At 63.7% G+C, this 16,360-nt stretch carries 13 protein-coding genes; 7 read left to right on the plus strand and 6 right to left on the minus strand.

Annotated features, from left to right (window positions below):
• Positions 1 to 15: 15 nt before the first annotated feature.
• Positions 16 to 1,194, minus strand: a complete 1,179-nt coding sequence (locus A9D13_RS04340) for an MFS transporter (RefSeq protein WP_172808095.1) — start codon at positions 1,192 to 1,194, stop codon at positions 16 to 18.
• Between the two features lie 243 nt (positions 1,195 to 1,437).
• Between A9D13_RS04340 and A9D13_RS04345 the strand changes: the two genes are divergently transcribed.
• Together A9D13_RS04345 and A9D13_RS04350 are read left to right on the plus strand one after the other, a co-directional pair.
• On the plus strand, positions 1,438 to 3,843 hold the full coding sequence (locus A9D13_RS04345; protein WP_066770659.1) for a TonB-dependent receptor: 2,406 nt from the start codon (positions 1,438 to 1,440) through the stop codon (positions 3,841 to 3,843).
• A gap of 94 nt (positions 3,844 to 3,937) precedes the next feature.
• Positions 3,938 to 5,104 carry an acyl-CoA dehydrogenase family protein gene (locus A9D13_RS04350; RefSeq protein WP_066770661.1) on the plus strand — a complete coding sequence of 389 codons (1,167 nt, stop codon included), beginning with the start codon at positions 3,938 to 3,940 and terminating at the stop codon, positions 5,102 to 5,104.
• A gap of 35 nt (positions 5,105 to 5,139) precedes the next feature.
• On the opposite strand, the gene A9D13_RS04355 is transcribed toward A9D13_RS04350, so the two are convergent.
• The gene (locus tag A9D13_RS04355; RefSeq protein ID WP_066770662.1) at positions 5,140 to 5,940 is read right to left on the minus strand and encodes an enoyl-CoA hydratase/isomerase family protein; all 801 of its coding nucleotides are present in this window, start codon (positions 5,938 to 5,940) and stop codon (positions 5,140 to 5,142) included.
• Positions 5,941 to 6,067: 127 nt separating this feature from the next.
• Here A9D13_RS04355 and A9D13_RS04360 point away from each other — a divergent pair, with 127 nt between their 5' ends.
• Positions 6,068 to 7,639, plus strand: a complete 1,572-nt coding sequence (locus tag A9D13_RS04360) for an AMP-binding protein (RefSeq protein WP_066770665.1) — start codon at positions 6,068 to 6,070, stop codon at positions 7,637 to 7,639.
• A gap of 9 nt (positions 7,640 to 7,648) precedes the next feature.
• Here the strand turns inward: A9D13_RS04360 and A9D13_RS04365 are convergent, their stop codons facing one another.
• Positions 7,649 to 8,818 carry a phosphotransferase gene (locus A9D13_RS04365; RefSeq protein WP_172808096.1) on the minus strand — a complete coding sequence of 390 codons (1,170 nt, stop codon included), beginning with the start codon at positions 8,816 to 8,818 and terminating at the stop codon, positions 7,649 to 7,651.
• A gap of 10 nt (positions 8,819 to 8,828) precedes the next feature.
• Positions 8,829 to 9,590 carry an SDR family NAD(P)-dependent oxidoreductase gene (locus tag A9D13_RS04370; RefSeq protein WP_066770671.1) on the minus strand — a complete coding sequence of 254 codons (762 nt, stop codon included), beginning with the start codon at positions 9,588 to 9,590 and terminating at the stop codon, positions 8,829 to 8,831.
• A gap of 103 nt (positions 9,591 to 9,693) precedes the next feature.
• Between A9D13_RS04370 and A9D13_RS04375 the strand changes: the two genes are divergently transcribed.
• Both A9D13_RS04375 and A9D13_RS04380 read left to right on the plus strand, forming a co-directional pair.
• Complete coding sequence (locus A9D13_RS04375) at positions 9,694 to 10,566, plus strand: SDR family NAD(P)-dependent oxidoreductase (protein WP_082922100.1); 873 nt, start codon at positions 9,694 to 9,696, stop codon at positions 10,564 to 10,566.
• Position 10,567: 1 nt separating this feature from the next.
• Positions 10,568 to 11,413 (plus strand): SDR family NAD(P)-dependent oxidoreductase, encoded by an 846-nt coding sequence (locus tag A9D13_RS04380; RefSeq protein WP_066770674.1) that lies wholly within the window; start codon positions 10,568 to 10,570, stop codon positions 11,411 to 11,413.
• A gap of 62 nt (positions 11,414 to 11,475) precedes the next feature.
• On the opposite strand, the gene A9D13_RS04385 is transcribed toward A9D13_RS04380, so the two are convergent.
• A complete protein-coding gene (locus A9D13_RS04385; protein ID WP_066770677.1) occupies positions 11,476 to 13,110 on the minus strand; it encodes a GMC family oxidoreductase in 1,635 nt (544 codons plus the stop codon).
• Between the two features lie 129 nt (positions 13,111 to 13,239).
• Here A9D13_RS04385 and A9D13_RS04390 point away from each other — a divergent pair, with 129 nt between their 5' ends.
• Positions 13,240 to 14,115, plus strand: coding sequence for a hypothetical protein (locus A9D13_RS04390; protein ID WP_066770680.1), 876 nt, complete (start codon positions 13,240 to 13,242; stop codon positions 14,113 to 14,115).
• Entirely contained in the window at positions 14,108 to 14,797 is a 690-nt protein-coding gene (locus A9D13_RS04395) for a histidine phosphatase family protein (RefSeq protein WP_066770683.1), read from the plus strand. Before A9D13_RS04390 ends, A9D13_RS04395 begins: the two co-directional genes overlap by 8 nt.
• 61 nt (positions 14,798 to 14,858) lie before the next feature.
• Here A9D13_RS04395 and A9D13_RS04400 read toward each other — a convergent pair whose 3' ends face one another.
• On the minus strand, positions 14,859 to 16,271 hold the full coding sequence (locus A9D13_RS04400; protein ID WP_066770686.1) for an aromatic ring-hydroxylating oxygenase subunit alpha: 1,413 nt from the start codon (positions 16,269 to 16,271) through the stop codon (positions 14,859 to 14,861).
• Positions 16,272 to 16,360: the final 89 nt, after the last annotated feature.

Genomic DNA, 16,360 nt, shown 5'->3' on the forward strand with positions numbered 1-16,360 from the left:
GGTCTTTTTTGATTTTCAATCGCTCAGCGGCCGCGGCCTGAACGCCCCAAAGAGCGCTGCCACAAGCGCGAAGCTTGCGATGTGGAGGAGGACCGGCAGGCGATAGCTGCCGGTTTCCTCGAACAGAAAGCCTGCCAGAGGTGCCGCGCCGAACAGGAAGGGCACCTTGTAGAAATAGACCTGCCCCATCGCGGTGGCGAAGTTCTGTGCCCCAAGCCAGCTGCCGACCAGCACCCCGCACAGGCCCACGATCGCGCCCGACATCATGCCCGCCAGCCCAGCGGCAACAAGCAACAGCGGCAGATTGGCGCCAAGCACCAGCAGCAATGCCCACGGCACCGTCCAGCACAGCGCCTGGACCACGACTGCGCGGCGACCTCCAATGCGATCCGCCAGCCAGCCGAACAGCAGCGCCCCGATCGCCGCGCCGATCCCGAACCATATCAGCTGGAAGGACCGGTTCCCGTGCAGCGCCCGGCCTTCCAGCAGCGGACCTGCACCGGGCGCTTGCGCATCGGCCTGCGGTCCTGCCTCCGCGTTTGCGCCATAGGCTTCGCAGCCTGCCCGCGCCGGAGTGTCGACCACGGCCAGCAGGACAGGGACCAGCGCAAGCGAAACGCCAAGCGCCATCACGAACACTCCCTCCAGCCCGTATCCGGCAAGCACGAAGGCCGTGAGGATCGGGAAGAGCGAGACGAATAGCGGCATATTCACGAAGCCCAGTGCCCTGCCCTTGCCGCCATGGAACCAGTTCGCCACAAGCGTGGAGGAAGGCAGCACGCCCAGCAGGCAGACGCCCGGACCGATCACCAGCGCATAGATCGCCAGCACCGCCCCAATCGATGGAGCAAGCGCGAGCAGCGCATAGCCCGTGGCACAGATCAGGGCACCCGCGATCATCATCGCGCGCAGCGAAACGCGCCGCGTCAGCCGACCGACAAGCGGCGATGACAACCCCATCACCAGCGTCATCGCTGCAAGGCCCGATGCTGCCAGCGTGCGTGTCGTCGCATACTCCGCCTCCAGCGCGGTGACGATGGTGCCGTAGATTCCGAAATTCATCCCGATCGCGCAGTTCTGCGCGAGGAAGACGATGACCAGCATGCGCCAGGCCGGATGATGCCCGCTGCGCTGCCATGATGGTCGGGAACGCGGTCGCGTCGCCTCTCCATTCCAATCCTGCCGCTTCGGCATGTCCTGCATCCCTCGTCCTTCATGGCGGCGCGACGTCGCCGGTGCCCCGGCCTGCCGCCGTGTTTCCTCGCTAATTGGACAGGGTCCCCCGGCCATTTGAAGCCCCGCCACCCCAATCTGGCGTTTCGGTGCGGTCTGCTGGACGGCCTGCGATTTTCGTCGGGCAGCGATTGAGGCAGCTTTCGCCGCACTGGTTCGACCGGCTGCGAAAAACAAAAAGGCCGGCGGGAGAGGGAAAGAGACATGATTGAATTCAAAGCCTTGTCATGCTCGTCACTGGCGATCGACATGGTCGTGATGGCTCAGCCCGTCCGGGCGCAATCCTCAGCCGACCAAGCAGACACGCAGGAAGAAGTGCATGAACCGAGCGCTGCGCACGAAATCGTCGTGACCGCCCGCAAGCGAAACGAAACGCTGATTTCGGTACCCGTCGCGGTCACGGCCTTTACCGGTGCCAATCTCGATCAGCGGGGGGTCAGCGATCTCGATGCCGTGGCCGCGATCACCCCCGCGCTGGTCGTGGGCGAAGGGGGCGGCACGGTGCAGGGCGGCAGCATATCGCTGCGCGGCATCAGCGCTTCGGATTCGAATCCGTTTGGCGATCAGGCGGTATCCTTCAACATGGACGGCGTCGCCATCGCCCGCGCATCGGTGAGGCGCATGGGCGAATTCGACCTTGCCCAGATCGAGGTGCTCAAGGGCCCGCAGGCCCTGTTCTTTGGCAAGAACAGTCCGGGCGGCGTGGTGACCATTCGCACGAATGACCCCGGCCCCGAGTTCGAGGCACAGCTTTCGGGCGGCTATGAATTCAACGCCCGCGAATACAAGATCGACGGCTTCGTCTCGACCCCGCTCACCCAGACGCTGGGACTGCGCGTCGCGGGCTATTATTCGAACATGGATGGCTGGGTGACCAGCCAGATCCCCGCAGACGCAGATTTGCAGCAGAACACGAAGCGGGTTCCGCAGCATGAGGACTGGGGCGTGCGCGGCACGCTGAAATTCGACAATGGCGACGATTTCGACGCGACGCTCAAGCTGACCTATGGCGAACGATCGGGCGATTCATCGACGGCCAATGTCCAGTTCGTGAATTGCCCGACCGGCAGCCCGCAGGGCGGCGGCGTCGACGATTGCACCGCCAATGACACCGTCAGCGTTTCCGATCTGGGCGACGGCTATGCGCAATATGATCCGCGCTGGGGTGATGGCACGACCTTCCTCGACCAGCAGCAATTGCTCGGCTCGCTGGTGATGAACTATCTCGTCACGCCCGATGTCATGCTGACCTCGGTCACGGGCGTCTATGACGTCAGCCTCGACAATATCGCCAATTATTCGGCCAGCTATACGGCCGGCGTCCTGCTGCCGAGCTACAATGTCCTCGACATCACCGAATATTCGCAGGAATTGCGGGTCGCGACCGATTTCGGCGGCCCTGTCGATTTCACAGCCGGCGGCTATTACCAGGACACGAAGGTGACCAATGGCTCGCACACCTTCCTTGGCGCGCCATCGCTGGGGGGTATCTATCCGCTGGAGGTCAGCGACTATCTGCTGCAACAAAAGGGGAGCGCATGGTCGATCTTCCTGCAGACGATCGTGCGGCCGATCGACACGATCGAGCTATCCTTTGGCGCGCGCTATTCGCATGAAAAGAAGCGCCTCGCCTTCCTCGAAAGCGATCCCAATGGCGCGACGCCGGTCAGTCGGGACACCGGGCGGGTGCTGGTTGATACGCCGGTCGACCGGGTCAGCTTCGACAATCTTTCGCCCGAAGTCACGTTGAGCTGGCGGCCGAATTCCGACCTGACCCTCTATGGCTCTTACAAGGAAGGCTTCCTGTCGGGCGGGTTCAATTCGGGCGCGACCGATTTCGCGACCAATCTCACCTATGACCCCCAGCTGGTCAAAGGGTTCGAGGCGGGCATCAAGGCCTTTGTCCTCGGCAATCAGCTGCGCCTTGGCCTTACCGCCTATACCTATGACATCACCGATCTGCAGGTACAGGTGACCGTCAGCGGCCTCGTCCAGCGGCTGACCAATGCGGGCAGCGTACGCAGCAAGGGGGTCGAGTTCGATTTCGATTTTACCCCGCGTGCCGTGCCCGGCCTTACGCTGTTCGGGGCGCTTGCCTATGGCGATGGCAAATACACCGATTACCAGGGCAATTGCTATCGCGGCCAGAACGCGTCATCGCCAGTGCCATGCGTCGAACAGGTCAGCCGCCAGACCGGCGCGGTCATCCTCGCGCAGGACCTGTCGGGAACCGAGCTCCTGCGCATGACCGAATGGAGCGGGAGCCTGGGCTTCAGCCTCGATACCACAATCGCTGACAGCTTCGCCTTCGGCCTGACCGGGGACATGCTCTATTCCGATGGCTATATCACCGACGCGACCTCCTCGCCCGGCGGCCGGACCGACAGCTATACCATGTTCAACGCATCGGTCCGGGTGGGCACCATCGACGAACGCTACGAACTGGCGCTGATCGGGCGCAACCTGACCGAAGAATATTGCTGGACCCGCACATCCGATCGCCCCTTCACCGGCACCGCGCCGGGTGTGACGCCGGGCGTGCTGGGTGATTCGGTATCGTCGGTGAACCGGGGGCGCGAAATCATGCTGCGGGCGACGGTTCGTTTCTGAAATACGGTATTCTAGAGTACGATATCGGAGTTCGCGGCGCCCCGTGCGGTCCCGCGGCTCCGGCATCAGAGGATCGCTGAAAAGGAACACACCCATGCAGATCGAACTGTCGCCGGATCACGAGACGATCCGGGACGAGGTGAAGAAGATCGTCGACAAGTTCGGTGACGAATACTGGTCCGAAGCCAGCGAAACCGAACGTTTCCCCGAGGAGTTCCACCGCGCCATGGCCGATGCGGGCTGGCTCGGCATTACCATGCCTGAAGAGTTGGGCGGCGCAGGGCTTGGCGTGACCGAGGCAGCGATCATGATGCACACCGTCACCTCGGGTAGCGGCGGCTATAATGCGGCGAGCACGCTGCACCTCAACCTGTTCGGCCCGCACGCCGTCGTGGTTTACGGCAATGACGAGCAGAAGGCGCGCATGCTCCCCGGCCTCATCAACGGGACCGACAAGGCGTGTTTCGGCGTGACCGAACCCGATGCCGGGCTCGACACCACCAGCATCACGACGTTCGCGAAAAAGGTGCCGGGCGGATATCGCGTCAGCGGGCGCAAGATCTGGACATCAACCGGCCAGGTGGCGAACAAGATCCTCCTGCTGACGCGCACCACGCCCAAGGACCAGTGCAGGAAGCCCACCGACGGGCTGACCCTGTTCTACACCGATCTCGACAAGACGCAGATCAGCGTCACCAAGATCCCCAAGATGGGCCGCAACGCAGTGGATTCGAACCTCACCTTCATCGACGATTACTTCGTGCCCGAAGAAGACCGCATCGGAGCCGAAGGTGACGGGTTCAAATGCATCCTCCACAGCCTCAACCCCGAACGGATCCTCGTCGCGGTGGAGGCGATCGGCTTTGCGCAGAACGCCCTGAACCGCGCGGCGCAATATGCGTGTGAGCGCGTGGTGTTCGGAAGGCCCATCGGCCAGAACCAGGGGATCGCCCATCCGCTCGCCGAAAACTGGATGGAGCTGGAATCGGCGTTCTGGATGGCGATGCGCGCGGCCTATCTCTACGACGCGGGCAAGCCCTGCGGGGCGGAGGCGAACACCGCCAAATTCCTTGGTGGGCGCGCCTGTTTCAACGCCTGCACCCGCGCCGTGATGACCCATGGCGGTATGGGCTATGCCAGGGAATATCAGGTCGAACGCTTTTTCCGCGATTCCATCCTGCCTGTCATCACTCCGGTCAGCCCGGAGATGATCATGAACTTCATCGCGGAAAAGGTGCTGGGACTTCCCAAGTCATATTAGGCCGAAAGCCTAATGCGAACACGGCGGCCGATGGATCAGGACCAATAGGCCTGGTCCATCGTTTCGCCCGCGGCCAACCTGTCATTATAGGCGCGCATGGTCGCCATGCTGTCGGGATTGGCGAACAGGCTTTGGCTGATCGTCTGATCGTTCTGGATACCGTCGGACTGGTTCAGATCCTCGGCCTCGCCCAGCATCTTCTTCATGCCGGCAACCGCTTGCGGGGGGTTCCCTGCGATGACGCTGGCCAGTTCCAGCGCGGCCTCTACCGCCTTGCCGGTGGGCACCACCTTGTTGCAGCCGCCCAGTTCGTACAGTCGCTGCGCGGTCAGCGGGCGGCCGGTCAGCACCACTTCGGCCGCGACAGTGCGCCCGATCAGCCGCATCAGCCGCGAAGTACCGCCAATGCCGGTACCCGCGCCGATGATCACTTCGGGCTGGCTAAAGCGAACCTGCTCCTCGGCCACGCGCAGGTCGCAGGCCCAGCCCAGTTCGCAGCCCCCGCCCGAGGTATCGCCATTGACCGCCGCGATGGTCACCGCCGTGCCGCGATTGATCGTCTGGAGCGAACGGAACCAGCCCGAACCGTCGCCGCTCGCCTCCTTACCCTCGACAAGGTTCAGCAGATCGTCGAGCGAGGCATGTTCGAGCCAGTGGCCGGGGACGGAAGACGCCAGGACGATGACCCGCGCCCCATCGGCGATTACCTCGTCCAGAGCATTGGCCAAATGATCGACCGTTGCGCAGGTGGTCAGGTGCCCCGGATCTCCGCCGTCGCCTACTGTCAGAAGCGCCACGCCATCTTCCGGCCTGTCGATCGTTACATTGCCTGCCATATACTATCTCCTCTTCCCGGCGGCGTTCGCTGGCGGAACGCTTGCCAATTGGTTTGCCAGCACACTATCTTGCCGTCACAGGCTGTCAATCGACAAAGGCAGCGCAGGAAAGCGCGGAGTGGTGAGGATGGATCAGGCTTCGAAAGACGATCGCTGGCGCGCGCTGGCCGTGCCCACTTTCCATGCGGTCGTGCGCGATCATGCCCGCAGCACGCCAGATGCTCCCGCAATCGTGTTCGCCGGCAGGTCGACCAGCTATGCCGAACTTGATCGCCTGGCCGACCGCGGGGCGGCGCTGATGCAGGCGCGTGGTATTGTACCGGGCAGCCGCGTCTTGTTCATCGGACGCAATTGCGACGCCATCGCCGTCTTCGCGCTGGCGGCAGAGCGGATCGGCGCCGTGCCGGTGCCGTTGAACTGGCGGCTCGCCCCTGAAGAGATGGTGCGGATCGCGGCGGATTGCGAGACTCCGCTCGTCTTTGCCACCGATGCTTTCCGGGCGCTCGACGATCAAATCACCGCACGGATAGGGGCCGATATCCTCAGCGCCGACATGCTGGTCGCACCGCTGGGCGACGCGGCTCCAGACCCGGTCGACCTTGTCACCGATCCTGAAACGATCGCGCTTCAGGTCTATACCTCGGGCACAACCGGCGCGCCCAAGGGGGTGATGCTTTCCCACCGGGCGATGCTGGGCATCAACACGGTGCGCGCGCGGCTCGAATGGGACCGCTGGGGCGCCGATGACGTCACCCTCGTCAGCGCGCCGCTTGGCCATATCGGGGCATTCGGCATGATGGCGCGGGCGCTGTTCTTTGGCGGCTGCTGCGTGATCGAGGAGCAATTCGAGGTGAAGGCCACATTGGAGGCGATCGAACACTACCGCGTCACAAAACTCGCGCTCGTCCCCACCGCGATCAAGATGCTGCTCGATCACCCGGACGCGGTCAAGGTCGATTTCTCCAGCCTCGACCAGATCGTATATGGCTCGGCACCGATCACGCCCGATCTCTTGCAGCGAGCCATCGCCGCCTTCGGCTGCCGCTTCGTGCAGAGCTATGGCCAGACCGAGACCAGCGGCCCGGTCGTGGCGCTGCCGCCCGGCGATCATGACCCGGGCGGCAGTCGCCGCATGACAGGCGCGGGCCTTCCCATGCCCGAAACCGAGGTAAGGATCGTCGCGCCCGGCGGTCAGCCCCTGCGCGCGGGCGAGACAGGGGAGATCCTGATCCGCTCGGTCGCCAATATGTCGGGATACTGGAAACGGCAGAGCGACAGCCGCGCCGCGCTCGACAGCGATGGCTGGGTGCATACAGGCGATGCCGGATATCTCGACCAGGACGGCTATCTCTATGTCCGCTCCCGCGTGAAGGAGATGATCATCACCGGTGCGGAAAACGTCTATCCGGCAGAGGTGGAGAGCGCCTTTTCAGCTCATCCCGACGTGGCCGAAGTCGCTGCGATCGGCGTGCCCGATCCGCATTGGGGCGAAGCGGTGGTCGCCATCGTCGTGCCCCGGCGCGGCACGAAACCCGAAGCGCAGGCGATGCGCGAATGGGCCCGCCCGCTGATCGCGGGTTACAAGCTGCCCAAGACGATCCATTTCGTGTCCGCCCTGCCGCTCACCACCACCGGCAAGGTCGACAAGCGGGCGCTGACCGCACGTTTCTCGGTCAATCTCGCGCCCGCTCCCCGCTAGCGCCGCCGATCAGGCGGGAATGTCCAGCGAGCCGAGGTCGTCGATCGCCACGGCAAGGCGGTGGATAAACTCGCGCGTGGTATCATAGGGCTGCATATCGGGCATGTCGGCCGCCGGCGTCAGCGTCATCGTCCACCATGCGAGCGCGGACAGCATCTGTTCGCGGTAATGGTCCCACGCTTCGTCAAAGGTTACCCTGGGCCCGCCTGCCGCATGCAGCCGGTCGAGGTAATAGGCCACGAGATCACGCTCCATCACCCGGCGCTGTTCGGGTTTCAGCGCGGTGCCGATGGTATAGGCAAGATCGCGCGACCAGTGACCGCGGCAGCTGACCTGCCAATCGCCAAGGCCCATGGCACTGCCACGCATATACCAGTTCTTTAGATGCACGTCGTTGTGGGTCAGCGTTTCGGGAAGCCCCTTGTGACGGTCGACCGCGCGCATGGTGGCGGGCCAGATCTCGCTCTCACGCGCGAACAGGCGTTCGGGCACGAATTCCTCCGAAGCGAGGAAGCCGTCGACGCAGCATTTCTCGAACCCGTTGCGTTCGCACAAAAGGTGAAAGCGGTCGCGGAACACGATCATGTCGGAGAACTTGCCCTGGAACAGCGGGCTTTCGTGGAACTGGCCATGCACCTTGCCCAGAAGTTCCATCTGACTGTGTGCCAGATCCTCGTGCATCTCGGTCTTGTGCGAACAGAAAGTCACCTCGTCCGCGATATCCCTGAGCACGATGATCGACGCCCAGCTTTCGGGATCATAGGCCGCGAAATAGGCTTCGGGCGCGTCAATATCGAGGGTGGGGCGGATATCGTTGAAGAAACGCACCTCGCTCTTCGTGCCGGCTGTCGAAAGCAGGATGCGGTTGGCCAGGTCCTGCGTCGCCTTGCAGAACACCGATTTGGCAAGGCCCGCGTCGCGGCCCGCCTGATTATACTCGACGTAAATCCGCCGCCGGTTCGACGTACCGGTATCGGGATCGCCCAGCATCACCTCGGTCACCTCGGCGCCGGGCGTGTCGCGGCACAGGATCGCGGTCATCCATTCGGGCGTGATCGCATCATAGCTGACCGGAATGTCGCCATATTTTACGGCAAGCGGCTTCTCCACCTGCTCGCGGGCGAAGATTTCCTTGATCCGCTCGAACTTGTCGGCGCTGGCGGTGGATGATTGGGTCACGATCTTCCTTTCATTCTGCAAGCGCGCCGCCATCGACCACGAGAGCGTGCCCGTTGACATAGCTTGCCTTGTCGGATGCCAGCCATATGGCGGCTTCGGCCATTTCCTCCGGCGTGGCCATGCGGCCCATCGGGGAGTGATTTTCGAGCATGGACCGGATCTCGTCCGATTGGGACGCAACCGCCTCGACCATGGGGGTGCGGGTGGTGCCCGGGCACAATGCATTCACGCGAATATTCTGGCGAGCATATTGCAGGGCGGCGGTCTTGGTCAGCCCGATGACCGCATGCTTGCTGGCGGTATAGGCAGGCTGCGGCCCGGTGCGCGAGGCGATGAACCCTGCAAGCGATGCCGTATTGACGATGCTGCCGCCGCCCCGTTCGAGCAGGGCGGGAACTTCGTGCCGAATGCATCGCATCACCCCATGCAGGTTTACGTCCAGCAGTTTCGCGCTGCCTTCCTCGGTCCAGAGATTATCGTCGGGAATGACGATCCCGGCATTGTTGAAGGCACAGTCGAGACCGCCGAACGAATCGCGGGCACATGCGACCAGCGCGGCCACATCGTCATCGACGGTCACATCGACCCGCAGCGATTCGGCGGTGCCGCCTTCGCCCCTTATCGCACGGGCGGTTGCCTCGGCTGCGGCCGGATCGATATCGGATACCACGACTTTCGCGGCCCGGCGCGCGAACAACAGGCTGACCGCGCGGCCGATGCCATCGCCGGCACCGGTCACTGCCACCACCTTGCCCTCGAACCAGGGTTCCACCAATGCTCTCCCACCTTCTTGCGATGCCGACGCGACATCCGGCCTTTACTAGCCGTTCGATAACATACAATATGCTTGCGTACTTGTTTGGTGTCTAGGGGCAATGCGGCGCAAGCGCAATGATTGCCGCTCCCCTGCCACTACCGACCTGCAGGCGGCCTGCGCCAACGGTCCGGTGGGAGAGATGGATTTGGATTTCAGTGGCAAAGCCGCATTGGTCACGGGTTCGACCCGAGGGATCGGGCTGGCCTGCGCGCAACTATTGGCGCGGCGCGGCGCGCGCGTCGCCATCAGCTCGCGCAAGGCCGATGTGTGCGAGCAAGTCGCCGCCAATCTGCGAAGCGAGGGATGCGATGCGGTTGCGATTCCCGCCCATGCGGCGCGCGATGACGATCTGGCCCGGCTCGTAAGCGGGACCGTGGAGGCCTTTGGCACGCTCGATATCGCGGTCGCCTGCGCGGGCATCAATCCCAGCTTCGACCCGCTGACGGACCTGTCCGAGGCGAGCTGGGCCAAGGTGCTCGACACCAATCTATCGGGTCCGCTGCGGCTTGCTCGCCATGCCCTGCCCGCGATGGGCCCGGGCGGGGCGATGGTCGCGGTTTCCTCGGTCAACGCGGGCTTCGCCATGCCGGGCAGCGGCGCCTATGGCATATCGAAGGCGGCGCTGGAGCAGATGGTGCGGCAGCTGGCCGTGGAATGGGGGCCGCATGGCATCAGGGTCAATGCGGTCAGCCCCGGCACCACCGACACCGACATGATCCGCGCGTTGAAACAGCGCCCCGGCTTCATCGACAGGATCACCGCCGACACCCCGCTGGGCCGGATCGCCGACTCGGCGGACATCGCCCATGCCATCGCCTTTTTCGCCTCCGACCATGCCGCCCATGTGACGGGGCAGGTGCTGGTCGTCGATGGCGGGCAGACGATCATGCGCGGCACATATCCCGAAAACACCAAAACCGGAGAGGAATGACATGCGAGACCTGACAGGAAAAACGGCGGTCGTGCTGGGCGCATCGGCCGAAGGCGGCACCGGCTGGGGCATTGCCGAGGCGCTGGCGCAGGCCGGCGCGAATGTCGTGGTCGGCGCGCGCAGCATGGGGCCGCTGCAAAAGCTGGCCGACAAGATCGGCGGCCTAGCCGTTAAATGCGATGCCGGCAGCGAGGACGATATTTCGGCCATGGGCGATGCGGCGGCGGAGAAATACGGCAAGATCGACATCGCGGTGAATTCCGCCGCCACGCCGACATTGTCGATGATCCGCGACATCACCCCCGAACTGATGCAGCAGGCGGTTTCCACCAACCTGTTCGGCATGACCTATTTCGTAAAACACATGGCGCGCCACATGCCCGATGGCGGCGCGATGGTGCTCATTTCATCGATGAGCGCGACGCACCCCATCGAACCGCATTTCGCCTATGCCGCGGCAAAGGCGGGGATGGAGTGCATGATCAAATATGCCGCGCGCGAATTCGCCGACCAGAAGATCCGCGTGAACGGCATCCGCATCGCCACCGTATATTCCGACATGGCGAAATCGCATTACGATTCGCCCGGCATCACCGAACGTTTCGTGCATGAAATCCCGGCGGGCCGGCTGGGCCTGCCTTCGGACATGGCGGATACGGTGCTGTGGCTGGCGGGCAATGATTACATCACCGGCAGCATGCTCGACATTGCGGGCGGCAACCAGATCAACCGCTTCCCCTTCCTGAGCGAACTGCCGGGATCGGGCGCGAGCTATGAAGGCGCAGGCGCGCTGGCCGATCGGGAATCGGGCAAGGGTTTCGACGCGGGCAGCCTGTCAAAAGGCTGACCCCGGGGGCTGACCCCGGGGGGCTGACCCGCGCCGCCGTTACTGTCGTAAGGGGGCGCGGTTCAGGCCGCGCCCTGCAGGTTGCGCAGCCGCGCATCTTCGAGGATCAGGTCGGATGCGCGCCAGCCGGTCGCCATGGCAGGCCCGTTGGTATTGCCCGACACCAGCCCCGGCATGATCGAACAATCGACCACGCGCAGCCCGCTTACCCCGCGAACCCGGCAGCGTTCGTCGACGACCGATCCCGCATCGCGCCCCATGCGGCAGCTGCGCACCGCATGGGTGCCGCACAATGCATGCGTCTTGAACGCGGCGAGTATCTGCTCGTCCGTCTGCACATCCGCGCCGAATGCCACCTCGCTCTCGATGAAACGGGCGATGGCGGGCTGCGACATCAGCCTGCGGATATAATGCACCGTATCGACCGCCGCCTTGCGGTCGTCTGCCGTGGCCAGCCAGTTGGGCTCGATCGCCAGCGGCGCGTCCATGTCCGGCCCGGTGATGGCCAGCTCCGCCTCGCTCTGCAGCCCGACGAGCTGCGCGGTGATCGACATGCCCGGCTCGCGCTCCACCTCCTGCATGGGGGCGACCGAATCGTTGTCCTCGTCGATGTGCAGCGTCCACCCGCTGCCATAAAGCTGCAGGTCGGGCCGCGCCTTGTCGGGCGATGTCTTGACGAAGGCGCCCACTTCCATCGCCCCGTTCGACAATGGGCCGGACTTGAACAGCAGATATTGCGCCACGCTTTTGGCAAGGCCCGTACCACGCAGGCGGTGGTTGACGCCCTTCTCGTCCTTCAACCGATAGGTCATCATGATGCCGAGATGTTCAAGGATACGGCGGCCCACGTCGGGACTGTCGTGTATCACCTCGATCCCATGGCTTTTCAAAAGATCGGCCGGACCGATGCCCGACACCTGCAAAAGCTTCGGAGAGATCAGCGCGCCGGTGGCAAGGATGATCTCCCCGTCGGTCCCGATCCGTTGGGGCTTGCCGTCGATCCTGCATTGCAACGCAATGGCGCGCCCGTCGACGATCACGATCTTTTCCACCGACACGCCGGTCATCACGGTCAGGTTCGACCGGCCCCGCGCTGGGTCGAGGAAGGCGACCGCCGCGCTCTGCCGCTTCCCCTTCTTGATGTTGTAGCAGTAATAGCCGATCCCCTCCTGGTCCTCGCGGTTGATATCCTCATAATGGCGGGGAAGGCCCATTTCCTCGCCCGCCTCGATCAGCGCCTCGGCCAGCGGATAGCGGAACTTGTTGGTGGTGATGTGGACCGGCCCGCCCACGCCGCGCGTGCCATCGTCGCCCAGCTCGTGATCCTCGATCGAGCGGAAGGCCTGCTTCATCTTGTCCCAGCCCCAGTCGTCGCCCGCTTCCTGCCGCCAGATCTCGTAATCCTCGGGCTGGCCGCGCACATAGATCATGCCGTTGATCGCCGACGATCCGCCCAGCCCCTTGCCGCGCTGCCATGTCTCGGCCTTGCTCTTGGCGCCGCCCACGGGGAAGTTCCAGCAATGCTGCTCGCTCATGACCAGCTTGCCGATGCCCTTTGGCATGTCGACGAGGAAATCGCGGTTCTCGCCGCCCGCTTCCAGCAGCAGCACCCGGTTTTGCGGATCGGCAGAGAGCCGGTTGGCCAGCACGCATCCGGCAGAGCCTGCCCCCACGATGATATAGTCGTAACGGTCCATGCCGGTCTGTCCTCTCTTGCTGGCATTGCAGCGTTCCGCGCGGTTTATCCGCGCATGATAGTATGGACGCATACGGTAACATGGCGTACGGTATCGTCCAGAAAAAACGAAAGCCAAGGAGAGGCGGGCATGACCGAGGGGTCGATGCTGGAAAGCATTCTAGTCGTGTACCAGAACCCGCTGGAGGGACGGCTTGCCGCCTATGACGACTGGTATACCAATATCCATATCCGCGATGCCATGCGCCTTGATGGCGCAATCGCGACGCAGCGTTTCGCGGTGCACCCGCTGCAGCCGGTGCTGGATGGGGCAAAGTGCCTGCCCTTTCACTGGGCGCACACGATCTATGAATGGGAAAGCGCCGCCGCCTCCGTCAAAGGTCATGCGGAGCGCGCGGGGACGCCGCAGATGGAGATCACGCGCGATGCCAGCTTTGCGGGGCTGCGCGATTTCTTCTTTCGGCCCCGCCATCTGTCGCATGGCTGGTCGCCGCAGGAAGGTTTCCGGCGCGGGGATGCGGTGCTGACCGTGCTGCTGCAACCCGCAGGCGATCCAGAGGAATTCGTCAGCTGGTTCGCGCAATCCCATGCGCCATGGGCGACCGGGCTGCCGGGGCTGGAGACGGCGGGGCTGTTCACCCTGCATGAGGAACAGTCGCTGCCGATCACCTGCCCATGGCCAATGGTCGCCATCTATGGGCTGTCCGATGCAGGAGCCGCGCTGGCCGCATGGGGCGATGGCCATGACAGGCGCGATCCCGCCGGGCTGGCGATAATGGTCGCGGCGATGGAACAGGGCTGCTGGCAAAAACGGATCGAGCGGCTGACATCCGGCGAAGTCCTGTCGCCCCCGCCCGCAGCGCAGGCCGCAGAGGCGCGGGCGCGGTTGGATCACGCGGGCCGGTATTTCACCGCAGCCGAGCTTGCCGGAACGCTGGACGCAATCAGCCCCGTGCCCGGCGATCCGCAGCCATCCGCCCCGGTCGAAACCGCCCTCGATGGGTAGGGCCGAGGATGCCGAAGGGCTCGCCCATCGTTCGCAGCAGCGCTATCGCCTGCCCGATGGCGCACGGCAAATCATTCTCGTGCGCCATGGCGCCAGCATCGGGCCCACGCTCGACATCATCGAACTGGGCGCACTGACAATCAGCGATCCGGTATTGTCCGAAGACGGGCAATTGCAGGCCGATGCGCTGGCCCATGCCTATCGTGAAGAGCGCATCGACCACATCTTCGTCACCCCGTTGCGCCGCACCCATCAGACGGCAGCGCCGCTGGCGCGCGCGTGGGCGATGGAACCGCGCGTGATAGAGGATCTGCGCGAAGTGCATCTAGGCGACTGGGAGCACGCATTTTACGAACATGCCGCCGCCGGCAACCCGATCCTGCGCCGGATGTATGCAGAGGAAAGCTGGGAAGTCATTCCCAATGCCGAACCGATGGCTGCCTTTGCCGAAAGGCTGCGGCGCGGGATCGAGGCGTTGGTGGCGCTGACCGAACCGGGTGAAACCTCCTTTGCCGTGTCGCATGGCGCAGCCATTGCCGAAATCTGCCGGCAGGCCACCGGTAGCAGGCCGTTTGCCTTTATCAGCCCGGAAAATTCCTCGGCCTCGCGGCTGATCGTCAATGCCGACGGCAGCTGGCGGCTGCGCAGCTTCAACGATGTTTCGCATTTACGCGGCGACTAAATTTCCCAGACGAAAAGGGGCGCCAGATGGCGCCCCTCCCCTCATGGATCGATCCCGCCGGTCAGCCTTGCGCTGCCACCATCTTCTGGATGGTCGCGGCCCAGTGGCGGATGATCTTCTCCTGATAGCGCCCCAGCCTCGTATGGGACTGGGTGGGGTCGGCGGCATGCGCGCCCCTTTGGATCTTGGGCATGTTCGACATGTCCTGATCGAAAATATACCCCAGGCCCCCGAACGAGGCGACATTCTCGAACACGCTGTCCTCTGGCCCCAGTTCGATCACCTCTTCCGCCGGCGGCGTCTCGCGCCCTTCGGGCACGGGAAGCAGCAGGCGAACCTCAAAGAAGCTCTTTTCCGGGTCCTCCGGGTGGGGCGTGAACTGATAGGTCATGGGCACGCCTTCCGTCATCCAGAAGGCAGAGTGCGGGAACATGAAATACAGGAAGCTGTCCATCATCGCCGCATCGGGGATGGTGATGTCACGCCCGTAATATTGCTTCAGCACCTTGCGGTGCCAGTCCGCCGCCTGCTGGCGCACGTCCTGGTCCGGGTCGAACTTGGGCACGTCATAGCCCGGATAGTGCCACATCACCATGAACTCGGCCCATGCCTCGGCGGCGGCCAGGTGGGTGGCGGACGCAGGCGCATGCATGCTGGGCGTGGCAGAGGTCGCGACATTGCGCCCGACCTGTCCGTTTTCCCCCGGCCACACGTCATATTGCGCCTGGCTGTCGCCGGTAAACGGCACCGCCTCGGGGTGCGTGGCATAGAGGTGATAGGCTTCCTGAAACGCCTCCTGCGAAATTTTCCAGTTGGCCTTGACCAGCTTGCGGAAGCGGCCCGCCGTATAGCGGCGTTCGGGGGCGAAGCTGCGGAAATGCTCGGGCAGCACGCCCAGCGCTTCTTCCAGCGGCGCGCAATCGGGATCGGCATTGATAAAGATGAACCCGCCCCAGCGGCCCAGCTTCACTTCGGGCAGCGAACCGTTCGTGCGATTGATCTGCCCGAAATCCCAATGGCTGGGGATGCGCTTCAGCCGTCCGTCCACGCTCCATTCCCAGCCGTGATAGGGGCAGCGGATCGTGTCGCCCGCTTCCTTTTCCATGCAGAGCATGGTCCCGCGATGCAGGCAGCTGTTGTAGAACGCCTTGAATTCATCCTCGCCCGAACGGACGATGAAATAGGAATCGTTGCCCACCTGAAACGGCGTGCGGTCGCCGATATTGGGCATGTCCTCTTCGCGGCAGGCATAAAGCCAGCACATGCGCCAGATCGCATCGCGCTCCTTCGCGGCAAAGGCGGGATCGTAATAGATGCTGTAATCGACATTTAGCGGCGCAGGATCGAAATCGGACAGATCGGTAAGGACCGGGTGATCGGGATCGAACCGCTCCTTTTGCCACAGCACATGGGCCAGCGGCCTTTCGTCCGAGCCATAGCCGTCGAGGAACTTCTGGGGATCAGCCTCAGCCATTGTTACAAACCTCTCATCATGTTTTCCGCCCGCCTGTCATGCGGGGCGATATTTTCCACGAGATAATAACCCAGCATACGGTATCGTGC

Origin of the sequence: Croceicoccus mobilis (assembly GCF_001661965.1) — a bacterium.
In the GTDB taxonomy this organism is placed as follows: domain Bacteria; phylum Pseudomonadota; class Alphaproteobacteria; order Sphingomonadales; family Sphingomonadaceae; genus Croceicoccus; species Croceicoccus mobilis.